We start from the raw sequence: 12,677 nt of genomic DNA on the forward strand, positions 1-12,677 counted from the left end.
ATGCATGACCCTGTGGGAGCGAGCCTGCTCGCGAAAGCGTCGTATCAGTAACATTTCTTTATCTGACACACCGCTTTCGCGAGCAGGCTCGCTCCCACAGGATTAGTGCGCACGGGCTCTATTCACTCGGCCGAGGGAGTGACCCGGCAACTTTTGCGGTTGCGGATCTGCTCGTCGCTGGGTCTCTCGCGAACGAATTCGAAGCGCGGTTCGCCTTCGCTGTAATGCACCAGCCAGCCCCATTCCAGTTCGCTTTCGTCCTGTCCGGGATGCGGTGGCCGGGCCCACCAGGGTTCTTTGCTGAGGATCTCGCGCATGGCAGCCTCCGGTTGATGGCAATCCTTGAACTATAGCTTCCTGTCGCGAGTCGTCAGAACAGGCTGTGTAGAATCGGCGCGATCATGACGATATGGGGGGCAGGGCGATGATGGATGAAGTGCGCAGGGATGAACCGTCGAAACGGCTGTTTTTCGCTTTGGACTGCCCGCCGGCGCAGCGCAAGGCAATCGCCCAGTGGCGCGCGGAACTGGGTCTGCGCAGCGGCAAACCGGTGCCGGCGGATAATTTTCATCTGACTCTGCTGTTTCTTGGAGCGGTGCCGCTGGCGCAGATTCACGGCGTCTGCGAAGCAGCGGGCAGTGTGCGTATTCCCGGCGAAACGTTGCGCATTGTGCTGGATCGCTTGCAGGTCTGGCATCGCCCCGGTGTGCTATCGCTGGCACCGGAACAGGCGCCGCCCGCGTTGTTGCGCCTGGTCTACGCGCTGGAGCAGGCGATGCTGCCGTTCGGTTTTGACGAGCCCACCCACGAGTTCCGCCCGCACCTGACACTGGCCCGCGAGTACCGCGCGCCGGAGCCGGAAGCGCGCACGCCGCCGGAGTTCTTTCTGCGTGCTGAACGCTTCGCTCTGTTCGAATCGCACAAGGGTCGGTATCGGGTTTTGCAGGACTGGCCGCTGATCTGAACGGACAAAAAAAGGCGCCCGAAGGCGCCTGCAAATTCACCCGAGCCGAGGGAGCCGGGTGAGGCCGTTCAGATCAGGGTGCAGCGGTGGTAAGGCGCTGCGTGAACGGAAAATTTTCAGCACTGCATTGATCGTTCCCACGCTCCGCGTGGGAATGCAGCCCGGGACGCTCCGCGTCCCAAAGCGGACGCAGAGCGTCCATTGAGGCATTCCTACGCGAAGCGTGGAACGATCAGTCGATCAGCGTTGCCCGACGGGCTTATTTACCGAGCTTCACCCGCGTCCAGCCGCGCGTCATGATCCGCTGCGTGGCAATCGGCTGATCCGGCACTGCATACAAGGTCGCCATCACCGCTTGCGACGGATACGAGCCCGGTTCGTTGCGGATCGCTTCGTCCACCAGTGGCGTGGCTGCTGCGTTGGCGTTGCTGTAGCCGATGCTGTTGGTGACTTCGGCGATGATGTCCGGGCGCATCAGGAAGTCCATGAACAGGTAGGCGTTGTCGACGTTTGCCGCATCACGGGGGATGGCGACCATGTCGTAGAAACTGCCGGCGCCTTCCTTGGGAATGCTGTAGTCGATCACCACCTTGTTGCCCGATTCCACTGCGCGGGCCTTGGCCTGCAGGACGTCGCCGGAGTAACCGACCGCCACGCAGATGTTGCCGTTAGCCAGATCGGAGATGTACTTCGAGGAGTGGAAGTACGCCACGTAAGGGCGGATTTTCATGAACAGCGCTTCGGCTTCGGCGATGTGCGCCTTGTCCTTGTCGTTCACCGGATAGCCCAGATAGTGCAGGGCGGCCGGGAGCATTTCGGTCGGCGAATCGAGGAAGCTGATGCCGCAGGCTTTGAGCTTTTCCGCGTTCTCCGGTTTGAACAGTAAGTCCCAGGAGTTGGTCGGGGCGTTGGCGCCGAGCACTTCCTTGACCTTCGCCGGGTTGAAACCGATGCCGATCGAGCCCCACATGTACGGGAACGCGTGCGCGTTGTCCGGATCACTGGCGGAAGCGTTTTTCAGCAATACCGGGTTGAGATTCTTCCAGTTCGGCAGCTTCGATTTGTCCAGCGGCTGGTAGACGCCGGCCTTGATCTGCTTGGCCAGAAAACTGTTCGACGGCACGACGATGTCATAGCCGGATTTGCCTGCGAGCAGGCGCGCTTCAAGGGTTTCGTTGCTGTCGAAGACGTCGTAGGTCACGCGAATGCCGGTCTCGTCTTCGAACTTTTTCACGGTGTCCGGCGCGATGTAATCGGACCAGTTGTAAACACGCAGCACCTTGTCGTTGGCCTGGGCGCCCATGACCATTGCGCCCATTAAGGACAGTGTCAGCAGAGTCCTGCCAAACATTTTCATCGGTACAACTCCCTTCTTCTTATTCAACAAAACAAAAGCTCGGTGCACTTGAACCTAGTGGCGAGGGGATTTATCCCCGCTCGGCTGCGAAGCAGTCGCAAAACCCGAATACGCAGTCTTCAGGTAGAACTGCAGGGGCCGCTTCGCAGCCCAACGGGGATAAATCCCCTCGCCACAGTTGTTCATCGGCGTTGCTCAGGCAGTCGCCGCTGCCGGCTGTTGCCACGACTCATTTGCGGTCTGATCCATCGCTTCCTGAATCGCCCGTTTGCGGTTGGCCTCTGCCTTGCGGCCGAAATACCAGACGAGGAAAGTCACCAGCGACACCGCCAGCAGAATCAGGCTGGCCACGGCGTTGATCTCAGGCTTCACGCCCAGGCGCACCGCCGAGAACACCTCCATCGGCAGCGTCGTCGAGCCCGGCCCGGAGACAAAACTCGCCAGCACCAGATCATCCAGCGACAAGGCAAACGACATCATCCCGCCGGCGGCCAGCGACGGCGCGATCATGGGAATGGTGATGAGGAAAAACACTTTGAATGGTTTGGCGCCGAGGTCCATCGCCGCTTCTTCGATCGACAGATCCAGCTCCCGCAGGCGCGCGGAGACTACCACCGCCACATAAGCGGCACAAAAGGTGGTGTGGGCGATCCAGATGGTGACGATGCCGCGCTCCTGCGGCCAGCCGATCAGCTGCGCCATCGCCACGAACAGCAGCAACAGCGACAGACCGGTGATCACTTCCGGCATCACCAACGGCGCGGTCACCAGGCCACCAAACAGCGTGCGACCCTTGAAGCGCGTCACCCGCGTCAGCACGAACGCCGCCAGCGTCCCCAGTGCCACAGCGGCAATCGCGGTGTAGCAGGCGATCTCCAGCGAGCGCAGTACCGAGCCCATCAGTTGCGAGTTGTCGAGCAGGCCGACATACCACTTCACTGACCAGCCACCCCACACCGTCACCAGTTTCGAGGCGTTGAACGAGTAGATCACCAGAATCAGCATCGGCAGATAAATGAACATCAAGCCGAAGATCAGCATGAACTTGGAAAAATTGAAGCGTTTCATCCCCGTGCCTCCATCTCTTTGGCCTGGCTGCGGTTGAACAGCAGAATTGGCACAATCAGGATCAACAGCATCACCACCGCCAGCGCAGAAGCCACCGGCCAGTCGCGGTTATTGAAGAACTCCTGCCACAGCACGCGACCGATCATCAGCGTCTCCGGGCCACCCAGCAGTTCCGGAATCACGAACTCGCCGACCACCGGAATGAACACCAGCATGCAGCCGGCAATGATGCCGTTCTTGGCCAGCGGCACGGTGATCTTCCAGAAGTTGTTGAAGTTGCTCGAACCCAGATCCTGCGCGGCTTCCAGCAGGCTGTTGTCGTGCTTGACCAGGTTGGCATAGAGCGGCAGAACCATGAACGGCAGATACGCGTAAACCACACCGATATAGACGGCAGTGTTGGTGTTGAGGATCTCGATCGGGTGATCGGTGAGCCCGGTCCACATCAGGAACCCGTTGAGCAGACCGTTGTTGCTGAGGATGCCCATCCACGCATACACGCGGATCAGGATCGCCGTCCAGGTCGGCATCATGATCAACAGCAGCAGGACGTTTTGCGTTTCCTTGCCGGTCTTGGTGATCGCGTAAGCCATCGGAAAACCGATCACCAGGCACATCAGCGTGCTCAATGCCGCGACCTTCAGCGAGCCGAGATACGCCGACAGGTACAGCTCGTCTTCGCCGAGCAGGGTGTAGTTGCCGATGTTCAGCAGCAGCTGGAATTTCTGTTCGGCGAAGGTGTAGATCTCCGAGTACGGCGGGATCGACAGCGCGGCTTCCGAGAAGCTGATCTTCATCACCAGAAAGAACGGCAGCATGAAGAACAGGAACAGCCAGATGAACGGAATACCGATCACCAGTTTTCGTCCGCTGGGCACCAGGCGCAAGAATTGCTGATTGAAAGTTCTCATGAGCGCAGCACCACGCCGCTGTCGTCTTCCCACCAGACGTAGACCTTGTCGTCCCAGGTCGGCCGCGCGCCACGGCGTTCGGCATTGGCCATGAACGACTGAACGATCTTGCCGCCGGGCAGCTCGACGTAGAACACCGAATGGCCGCCGAGGTATGCGATGTCGTGCACCTTGCCTTCGGACCAGTTGTAGCGGAACTCCGGTTGGGTGGTGCTGACGAGCATTTTTTCCGGGCGGATGGCGTAGGTGATCGACTTGTCCTGTACCGACGTGCTGACGCCGTGACCGACATAGATCTTCTGCTGCAAGTCGGGGCTGTGAATGATCGCGTGGCCTTCCAGATCTTCCACCACGGTGCCGTCGAAAGCGTTCACGTTACCGATGAATTCGCAGACCATGCGGCTGACCGGCGCTTCATAAATGTCCACCGGGCTGCCGATCTGCGCGATCCAGCCCAGGTGCATGATCGCGATGCGCTGGGCCATGGTCATGGCTTCTTCCTGGTCGTGGGTGACCATGACGCAGGTCACGCCGACGCGCTCGATGATTTCCACCAGCTCAAGCTGCATCTGCGAACGCAGCTTTTTATCCAGCGCACCCATCGGTTCGTCGAGCAGCAACAGTTTCGGCCGTTTGGCCAACGAGCGGGCGAGGGCCACGCGCTGCCGCTGGCCGCCGGACAACTGGTGCGGGCGGCGCTTGGCGTATTGGGTCATGTGCACCAGACGCAGCATTTCTTCGACGCGGGCATCGATTTCGCTGGCCGGCAAACGGTCCTGTTTGAGGCCGAAGGCGATGTTCTGTGCCACGGTCATGTGCGGGAACAATGCGTAGGACTGGAACATCATGTTGATCGGCCGCTCGTAAGGCGGCATGTCGGTGATGTCCACGCCATCGAGCAGAATCCGCCCCTCGGTCGGCCGCTCGAAACCGGCGAGCATGCGCAGCAGAGTCGATTTTCCCGAACCGGAACCGCCCAGCAGCGCGAAGATTTCGCCCTGATGGATCTCCAGGGACACATCGTCCACGGCCACGGTTTCGTCGAACTTCTTGGTGACACGATCGACTTTCACCAGCACCTTTTTCGGTTGCTGCTGACCCTCGAGTGCCTTGCGGTAAGTGCTGGAGGCGTTTGCCATGTGAAACTCCCAACAGGTGTCGTGTGCCTGGCCAATGTGGCCGGGCTTAAGTGGATTGCAAGCCTGCAGGCGCATTCCCAGTCGGATCACATCCCCCTGTGGGAGCGAGCTTGCTCGCGAAAACGTCGTGTCAGTCGACGTCGTTGTTGCCTGACACACCGCTTTCGCGAGCAAGCTCGCTCCCACAGGGTTTTGCATTGATCCGACGGTCTTGCTCCTGCCATCCGGCTTGTTCGGCGCCGCCGTCCTGGCTGCCTGGGTCGTACTTGTTGTTATCACGGGTGTTGCGGTTCACGACTGACAGATGTGCAAACGCACACCCGCCAGCCGTGGGGGCAGTAAATCGTTATCTGGTCTGGGATTGCGTCAGCGCTGACTGCGCCTCGCCGCCCTTTGCCGGCACGCCGCGCCGAACGCCTGGAAAATCCTCAGGTAGTTCGGGTTGTCCAGCACCTGCCATTCCGGGTGCCATTGCACGCCGAGGGCGAAGGTCGGGCTGTGCTCGACCGAGATCGCTTCGATCAGGCCGTCCGGCGCCACGGCTTCAGTACGCAGGCCGGGGGCGAGGCGGTCGATGCCCTGACTGTGAATCGAATTGACCTGAAATTCGTCGGGCAGCTCCAGCGCTTCGAACACGCCGCCAGCGATCACGCTGACCGCATGGGCTGGTGCGTATTGCACGGCCACATCCGGGCTGTCGGCTTCACGGTGGTCGAGCATGCCGGGCAGCTCGTGCACCTTTTGATGCAGGCTGCCGCCGAAGGCCACGTTCATTTCCTGGAAGCCACGGCAGATGCCGAGCACCGGAACGCCCGCCGCGATGGCTGCACGCAATAAAGGAAGGGTGGTGGCGTCACGGGCCGGATCGTGATCCGTGCCGGGCGCACTGGCCGCGCCTTGATAGTGGAAGGGCTCCACGTTCGAGGGTGAGCCGGTAAGCAACAGACCGTCGAGTTGACCGAGCAGGTCATCGATTTCAGTCAGATTGCCGAGGGAAGGGATGACCACTGGCAACCCTTGAGCGCCAACGCTGACAGCACGTACGTACTTGTCGCCGCTGATGTGATAGGGGTGCAGGCCAATCTGTTTGACGCACGCAGTAACGCCGATCAATGGCTTGAATGCCATTTTTATTCACCTCGAAGTCTGTCACTTGAACGAGCTTTTCCGGAGCTTAGCCTCGTTGATTTTAATTAACAACTGCCATGTAAAAAATTCTAAACGCCGGTCGTCAAATTGCTCAGGTTTACCGGGGTTTAGCGACGGATATGGCACGAGAGTGTTAATAAAAGCCCGAAAAATAAAGGCTGCGGGGCCAGCTGTTCGCTATTGACTTCACTTTGCCTTTCGGATTGACTGGCTGCGCAACACAGTGGTGAACATAATAATTAACAGCTAAATAGGTGCATCATGTCGGTCCCTCTGCGTACCGTTCAACTCAACGAAGCCAACGCATTCCTTAAGAAATATCCTGAGGTTTTGTACGTCGACCTTCTGATTGCGGATATGAACGGTGTGGTGCGCGGCAAGCGCATCGAACGCACCAGTCTTCATAAGGTGTACGAAAAAGGCATCAACCTGCCGGCGTCGCTCTTTGCGCTGGACATCAACGGCTCAACGGTGGAAAGCACCGGTCTGGGCCTGGATATTGGCGATGCCGATCGCATCTGCTACCCGATCCCCGGCACCCTGAGCATCGAGCCGTGGCAAAAACGCCCGACCGCTCAACTGCTGATGACCATGCACGAGATCGAAGGCCAGCCGTTCTTCGCCGACCCGCGTGAAGTGCTGGCCAACGTTGTGCGCAAATTCGACGACCTTGGCCTGACCATCTGCGCGGCGTTCGAACTCGAGTTCTACCTGATTGATCAGGACAACGTGAATGGCCGTCCGCAATCGCCACGTTCACCGGTATCCGGCAAGCGTCCGGTGTCGACTCAGGTGTACCTGATCGACGACCTCGACGAATACGTCGACTGCCTGCAAGACATCCTCGAAGGCGCGAAAGAGCAGGGTATCCCGGCTGACGCGATCGTCAAGGAAAGCGCCCCGGCGCAGTTCGAAGTCAACCTGCATCACGTCTCCGACCCGATCAAGGCCTGCGATTACGCGGTCCTGCTCAAGCGTCTGGTGAAGAACATCGCCTACGACCACGAGATGGACACGACCTTCATGGCCAAGCCTTATCCGGGCCAGGCCGGCAACGGTCTGCACGTGCACATTTCGATTCTGGACAAAGAAGGCAACAACATCTTCGCCAGCGAGGATCCCGAGCAGAACGCCGCACTGCGTCACGCGATCGGCGGTGTGCTCGAGACCCTGCCGGCGCAAATGGCATTCCTCTGCCCGAACGTCAACTCGTACCGCCGCTTTGGCGCGCAATTCTATGTGCCGAACTCGCCAAGCTGGGGCATCGACAACCGCACCGTGGCCGTGCGCGTGCCGACCGGTTCGGCGGATGCCGTGCGCATCGAACACCGCGTCGCCGGTGCCGATGCCAACCCGTACCTGCTGATGGCTTCGGTGCTGGCCGGCATCCACCACGGCCTGACCAACCAGATCGAGCCCGGCGCCCCGGTCGAAGGCAACAGCTACGAGCAGAACGAGCAGAGCCTGCCGAACAACTTGCGCGACGCCTTGCGCGAGCTCGACGACAGCGAAGTCATGGCGCGCTACATCGACCCGATGTACATCGACGTGTTCGTCGCGTGCAAGGAAAGCGAGCTGGCCGAGTTCGAGAACTCGATTTCTGATCTTGAGTACAACTGGTATCTGCATACGGTCTGAAGATCAAAAGCCCCTCACCCTAACCCTCTCCCGGAGGGAGAGGGGACTGACCGCGTCGTCTGGAGATATCCGGCGACCTGAACGATCCAGTCGATGATGGATTCGGCAAAGATTTTTCAGGTCGGCGCAGTTACCAGACATCCCCCGATCGGTCCCCTCTCCCTCTGGGAGAGGGCTAGGGTGAGGGCAGCGATTCCGGCCAGACCAACCCCCAAATTCCCCCTTGTCGAGCTCAAAAACAATGACCACAACCCGCAACGACTGGGAACAACGCTTCCAGTCTCTGTCCATCGAATCCCGCGCTTTCATCAACGGTGAATACCGCCCGGCGATCAGTGGCGACACCTTCGAATGCCTGAGCCCGGTCGATGGCCGCTTTCTTGCCGCCGTCGCCAGCACCGATGAAGCCGACGCCAACCTCGCCGTCGAAGCCGCGCGCCAGTCCTTCAACTCCGGCATCTGGGCGAAAAAAGCCCCGGCCGAGCGCAAGCGCGTCCTGATCCGCTTCGCCGATCTGATCCTGCAACACCAGGAAGAACTGGCACTGCTGGAAACCCTCGACATGGGCAAACCGATCAGCGATTCGATGAGCATCGACATCCCGGCGACCGCCAACGCGATCCGCTGGAGCGCCGAGGCCATCGACAAGATCTACGACGAAGTCGCTGCGACGCCGCACGACCAACTCGGCCTCGTCACCCGTGAGCCGTCCGGTGTGGTCGCAGCGATCGTGCCGTGGAATTTCCCGCTGATCATGGCCAGCTGGAAATTCGCCCCGGCGCTGGCGGCGGGTAACTCGTTCATCCTCAAGCCTTCGGAAAAATCACCGCTGACCGCCATCCGCATCGCGCAACTGGCGCTGGAGGCGGGTATTCCGAAGGGCGTGTTCAACGTGCTGCCGGGCTACGGCCACACCGTCGGCAAGGCGCTGGCGTTGCACATGGACGTCGACGTGCTGGCCTTCACCGGCTCCACGGCGATCGCCAAGCAGCTGATGATCTATGCCGGCCAGAGCAACATGAAACGCGTCTGGCTCGAGGCCGGCGGCAAGAGCCCGAACGTGGTGTTCGCCGACGCACCGGACCTGCGCGCGGCAGCCCAGGCAGCAGCCAGTGCCATCGCCTTCAACCAGGGCGAAGTCTGCACTGCCGGCTCGCGTCTGCTGGTCGAGCGCTCGATTCGCGAGCAGTTCATCCCGCTGCTGGTGGAAGCGCTGCAAGCGTGGAAACCGGGGCACGCACTGGATCCGGCGACCACTGTCGGCGCCGTGGTCGACCAGCGTCAACTGGACAACGTGCTGCGCTATATCAGCATCGGCCGCGAGCAGGGCGCCGAGTTGATTGCCGGCGGCCAACGCACCCTCGAAGAAACCGGCGGCCTCTACGTGCAGCCAGCGATCTTCGACGGCGTGACCAATGCGATGACTATCGCCCAAGAAGAAATCTTCGGCCCGGTGCTGTCGCTGATCACCTTCGACACCGCCGAAGAAGCCCTGCAGATCGCCAACGACAGCATTTTCGGCCTCGCCGCCGGGGTGTGGACCAGCAACTTGAGCAAGGCGCACATCTTCGCCCGCGGCCTGCGCGCCGGCAGCGTCTGGGTCAACCAGTACGACGGCGGCGACATGACTGCGCCGTTCGGTGGCTTCAAGCAATCGGGCAACGGTCGCGACAAATCGCTGCACGCGTTCGACAAGTACACCGAACTGAAAGCGACCTGGATCAAGCTCTGACTCTTTTACAGCGGCGGCCGCCCCTGTTGGCGGCCCTCGGAGAAACCTATGAAACAGCAACACGTAAACAGCTACTACGCAGCCACCCGCAACGAAGTCATCGACTTCCCGATTCTCGAAGAAGCGCTGGACTGCGACGTCTGCATCATCGGCGCCGGCTATACCGGTCTGTCCTCGGCGCTCTTCCTCAGCGAGGCTGGCTACAAAGTCACCGTGCTGGAAGCGGCGAAAGTCGGCTACGGCGCCAGCGGTCGCAATGGCGGCCAACTGGTCAACTCCTACAGCCGCGACGTCGATGTCATCGAAGAGCGCTACGGCGACAAGACTGCAGAAATCCTCGGCAGCATGATCTTCGAAGGCGCCGACATCATTCGCTCGCGCATCAAGGATTACGACATCAAGTGCGACTACCGCCCGGGCGGTATTTTCGCGGCGATGAACAAGAAACAGCTCAACGGCCTGGCCGAGCAGAAGCGCAACTGGGAACGCTACGGCAACCGCAATCTGAAGATGCTCGATGCAGCGGACATTCGTCGCGAAGTCGGCTCCGATGCTTACGTTGGCGGCTTGCTGGACATGCAGGGCGGCCACGTTCATCCGTTGAATCTGGCGCTAGGAGAGGCCGCTGCCATCGTGCGTTTGGGCGGCAAGATCTACGAACAGTCGGCGGCGGTCGAAATTACCTACGGCGAGCCGATCACCGTGCGCACCGCCAAGGGGCTGGTCCGCGCCAAATACCTGCTGATCGCCGGCAACGCCTACCTGCCGCAAGGCCTCGACAACCGCGTCACCGCGAAAAGCATGCCGTGCGGCTCGCAGATCGTCGTCACCGAACCGCTGACCGAGCAGCAGGCGCGCAGCCTGATCACCAACAACTATTGCGTGGAAGATTGCAACTACCTGCTGGATTACTACCGCCTGACCGCTGACAACCGCCTGCTTTACGGTGGTGGTGTGGTTTACGGCGCGCGGGAGCCGGACGATATCGAACAGCTGATCCGGCCGAAGATCCTCAAGACTTTCCCGCAGCTCAAGGACGTAAAGATCGACTACCGCTGGACCGGCAACTTCCTGCTGACCATGTCGCGCATGCCGCAATTCGGCCGTATCGAAAAGAACGCCTACTACATGCAGGGCTACAGCGGCCACGGCGTCACCTGCTCGCACCTGGCCGGCAAACTGATCTCGGAAATGATCCGCGGCGACGCCGAACGCTTCAACGCCTTCGCCTCGCTGCCGCACATGCCGATGCTCGGCGGCCGCACCTTCTCCGCACCGCTTACCGCTCTGGGCGCGGTCTACTATTCCCTGCGCGACCGCTTCGGCGTCTGACTTACCTCACCGGCGGCGGTCCGAAAGACCTCGCCGGTTTTTCACTTATGCAAAACCACTGATGTCCACTGTGGGAGCGAGCCTGCTCGCGAAGAGGCCATATCAGGCGACATCGATTCGCCAGACACTACGCTTTCGCGAGCAGGCTCGCTCCCACAGTGACTGTATTGCCAAGGCCAACAGGACTTTTGCCGCACCATCCATCGAACCTGCTGAGCAACACCGGCAAACGTGATTTAATAGCCGCCTTTCACGGTTCCGGGACACGGGAGCAACGTGATCCGCGCGACCTGCGCGTCACCCGCCACCCACCCCCATCGCCCTTAAGTCGCTCTTACATAAGGCTGTCATGGATACGGGTTCTCGACTCAAACTAGTACGCGAAAGCTACAAACTCTCCCAGCGCGAGCTCGCCCGGCGTAGCGGCGTGACCAACGCGACCATCTCGCTGATCGAACAGAACCGCGTCAGCCCCTCCGTCAGCTCGCTGAAAAAGCTGCTCGAAGGCATACCGATGTCTCTGGCCGACTTCTTCACCTTCGACCAGCCCCCGCGCGAACACCAATACGTATTCCGCGCCAACGAACAACCCGACCTCGGCCGCCACGGCCTGCGCCTGCTGCTCATCGGCGCCTCGGTGCCCAGCCGCCAGATGCGCCTGCTCCGCGAACAATACGCCCCCGGCGCCAGCTCCGGCGAAGAGCCGATCGTGCATGCGGAAGGTGAGGAGTGCGGCTTGGTCACGCGCGGCACGGTGGAACTGACCGTGGACGGGCAGGTGAGTGTGCTGAGTGCGGGGGACGGGTATTACTTTCCGACGACGTTGCCGCATAAGTTTCGCAATATCGGCGCTGATGAGGCAGAGATAATCAGTGCGAATACGCCGGCGAATTTCTGATCGGATAACGCATTATTTTTTTGTTGACCCGGCATCTTTACGAGGTGCCGGGTTGTTTGTTCCTGCCATTCGTCAGCCTTCCCGCATTTTCCCCGCGCACGCGCTTCCAACGCATAACTCACCCCCGCAAAGGAACCGCCAACATGCATAAATCCAGTCTCGCAGCATTCACCCTGGCCACGCTGTTATCCGCCACTTCGCTCTACGCAACGGCCGCCAGCGAAACTCCGGCACCCACTGCTAACGACGGCAATAGCCAAACCAATCCGAGTGCGCCGGAAGATATTCATTCCAACGGTGCCACCGTGCCCAAAGGCACGCAGGGCAACACCACCAACAATGACGGCTCGACACCTGCGGGTTCCAAGCCCAGTGGTTCGAAGCAATCGAACGACAGCGGCACCAGCAGCGGTGCTGGTGAGGGTTGAAGCTGTTTGCAGATGCAGCAAGCCCGGCATCAAGCCGGGCTCTCTATCAGGCAATCCTCGA

At 60.4% G+C, this 12,677-nt stretch carries 12 protein-coding genes; 6 read left to right on the forward strand and 6 right to left on the reverse strand.

Annotated elements, in window-relative coordinates; all coding sequences use genetic code 11:
• Positions 1-122: 122 nt before the first annotated feature.
• Positions 123-317: a hypothetical protein gene (locus AAEZ10_RS00935; RefSeq protein ID WP_110600946.1), complete on the reverse strand. Its 195-nt coding sequence runs from the start codon at positions 315-317 to the stop codon at positions 123-125.
• A gap of 107 nt (positions 318-424) precedes the next feature.
• Between AAEZ10_RS00935 and thpR the strand changes: the two genes are divergently transcribed.
• Positions 425-964, forward strand: a complete 540-nt coding sequence (gene thpR, locus AAEZ10_RS00940) for an RNA 2',3'-cyclic phosphodiesterase (protein ID WP_350567043.1) — start codon at positions 425-427, stop codon at positions 962-964.
• 259 nt (positions 965-1,223) lie between these two features.
• Here the strand turns inward: thpR and AAEZ10_RS00945 are convergent, their stop codons facing one another.
• The 5 genes from AAEZ10_RS00945 to AAEZ10_RS00965 form a co-directional block, all read right to left on the reverse strand.
• Positions 1,224-2,321, reverse strand: a complete 1,098-nt coding sequence (locus tag AAEZ10_RS00945) for a polyamine ABC transporter substrate-binding protein (RefSeq protein ID WP_073471234.1) — start codon at positions 2,319-2,321, stop codon at positions 1,224-1,226.
• Between the two features lie 195 nt (positions 2,322-2,516).
• Positions 2,517-3,389 (reverse strand): ABC transporter permease subunit, encoded by an 873-nt coding sequence (locus AAEZ10_RS00950; RefSeq protein WP_197892873.1) that lies wholly within the window; start codon positions 3,387-3,389, stop codon positions 2,517-2,519.
• On the reverse strand, positions 3,386-4,300 hold the full coding sequence (locus AAEZ10_RS00955) for an ABC transporter permease subunit (protein WP_024013334.1): 915 nt from the start codon (positions 4,298-4,300) through the stop codon (positions 3,386-3,388). The genes AAEZ10_RS00950 and AAEZ10_RS00955 overlap by 4 nt, the downstream gene beginning before the upstream one ends.
• Entirely contained in the window at positions 4,297-5,439 is a 1,143-nt protein-coding gene (potA, locus tag AAEZ10_RS00960; RefSeq protein ID WP_024013333.1) for a polyamine ABC transporter ATP-binding protein, read from the reverse strand. The genes AAEZ10_RS00955 and potA overlap by 4 nt, the downstream gene beginning before the upstream one ends.
• A 366-nt stretch (positions 5,440-5,805) precedes the next feature.
• Positions 5,806-6,567 (reverse strand): gamma-glutamyl-gamma-aminobutyrate hydrolase family protein, encoded by a 762-nt coding sequence (locus tag AAEZ10_RS00965; protein WP_350567048.1) that lies wholly within the window; start codon positions 6,565-6,567, stop codon positions 5,806-5,808.
• Positions 6,568-6,849: 282 nt separating this feature from the next.
• Here AAEZ10_RS00965 and AAEZ10_RS00970 point away from each other — a divergent pair, with 282 nt between their 5' ends.
• The 5 genes from AAEZ10_RS00970 (at position 6,850) to AAEZ10_RS00990 (ending at position 12,616) form a co-directional block, all read left to right on the forward strand.
• Positions 6,850-8,226: a glutamine synthetase family protein gene (locus AAEZ10_RS00970; RefSeq protein WP_007918694.1), complete on the forward strand. Its 1,377-nt coding sequence runs from the start codon at positions 6,850-6,852 to the stop codon at positions 8,224-8,226.
• A 241-nt stretch (positions 8,227-8,467) separates the two neighbouring features.
• Complete coding sequence (locus AAEZ10_RS00975) at positions 8,468-9,958, forward strand: aldehyde dehydrogenase (protein ID WP_350567051.1); 1,491 nt, start codon at positions 8,468-8,470, stop codon at positions 9,956-9,958.
• A gap of 48 nt (positions 9,959-10,006) precedes the next feature.
• Positions 10,007-11,290 (forward strand): NAD(P)/FAD-dependent oxidoreductase, encoded by a 1,284-nt coding sequence (locus AAEZ10_RS00980; protein ID WP_024013330.1) that lies wholly within the window; start codon positions 10,007-10,009, stop codon positions 11,288-11,290.
• A gap of 349 nt (positions 11,291-11,639) precedes the next feature.
• Positions 11,640-12,188: a cupin domain-containing protein gene (locus AAEZ10_RS00985; RefSeq protein WP_011333561.1), complete on the forward strand. Its 549-nt coding sequence runs from the start codon at positions 11,640-11,642 to the stop codon at positions 12,186-12,188.
• 143 nt (positions 12,189-12,331) lie between these two features.
• A complete protein-coding gene (locus AAEZ10_RS00990; protein ID WP_350567056.1) occupies positions 12,332-12,616 on the forward strand; it encodes a hypothetical protein in 285 nt (94 codons plus the stop codon).
• The last annotated feature ends 61 nt before the right edge of the window (positions 12,617-12,677 follow it).

The sequence above is a fragment of the Pseudomonas sp. H26/SER47-MNA-CIBAN-0231 genome, assembly GCF_040310465.1.
GTDB classification, from domain to species: Bacteria; Pseudomonadota; Gammaproteobacteria; order Pseudomonadales; family Pseudomonadaceae; genus Aquipseudomonas; species Aquipseudomonas atacamensis.

Bases quoted from the DNA above. Each gene is read 5' to 3' on its own strand.
- AAEZ10_RS00945 (WP_073471234.1), bottom strand. From the start codon at position 2,321: ATGAAAATGTTTGGCAGGACTCTGCTGACACTGTCCTTAATGGGCGCA.
- AAEZ10_RS00935 (WP_110600946.1), bottom strand. From the start codon at position 317: ATGCGCGAGATCCTCAGCAAAGAACCCTGGTGGGCCCGGCCACCGCAT.
- thpR (WP_350567043.1), top strand. From the start codon at position 425: ATGATGGATGAAGTGCGCAGGGATGAACCGTCGAAACGGCTGTTTTTC.
- AAEZ10_RS00975 (WP_350567051.1), top strand. From the start codon at position 8,468: ATGACCACAACCCGCAACGACTGGGAACAACGCTTCCAGTCTCTGTCC.
- potA (WP_024013333.1), bottom strand. From the start codon at position 5,439: ATGGCAAACGCCTCCAGCACTTACCGCAAGGCACTCGAGGGTCAGCAG.
- AAEZ10_RS00950 (WP_197892873.1), bottom strand. From the start codon at position 3,389: ATGAAACGCTTCAATTTTTCCAAGTTCATGCTGATCTTCGGCTTGATG.
- AAEZ10_RS00955 (WP_024013334.1), bottom strand. From the start codon at position 4,300: ATGAGAACTTTCAATCAGCAATTCTTGCGCCTGGTGCCCAGCGGACGA.
- AAEZ10_RS00980 (WP_024013330.1), top strand. From the start codon at position 10,007: ATGAAACAGCAACACGTAAACAGCTACTACGCAGCCACCCGCAACGAA.
- AAEZ10_RS00990 (WP_350567056.1), top strand. From the start codon at position 12,332: ATGCATAAATCCAGTCTCGCAGCATTCACCCTGGCCACGCTGTTATCC.
- AAEZ10_RS00970 (WP_007918694.1), top strand. From the start codon at position 6,850: ATGTCGGTCCCTCTGCGTACCGTTCAACTCAACGAAGCCAACGCATTC.
- AAEZ10_RS00965 (WP_350567048.1), bottom strand. From the start codon at position 6,567: ATGGCATTCAAGCCATTGATCGGCGTTACTGCGTGCGTCAAACAGATT.
- AAEZ10_RS00985 (WP_011333561.1), top strand. From the start codon at position 11,640: ATGGATACGGGTTCTCGACTCAAACTAGTACGCGAAAGCTACAAACTC.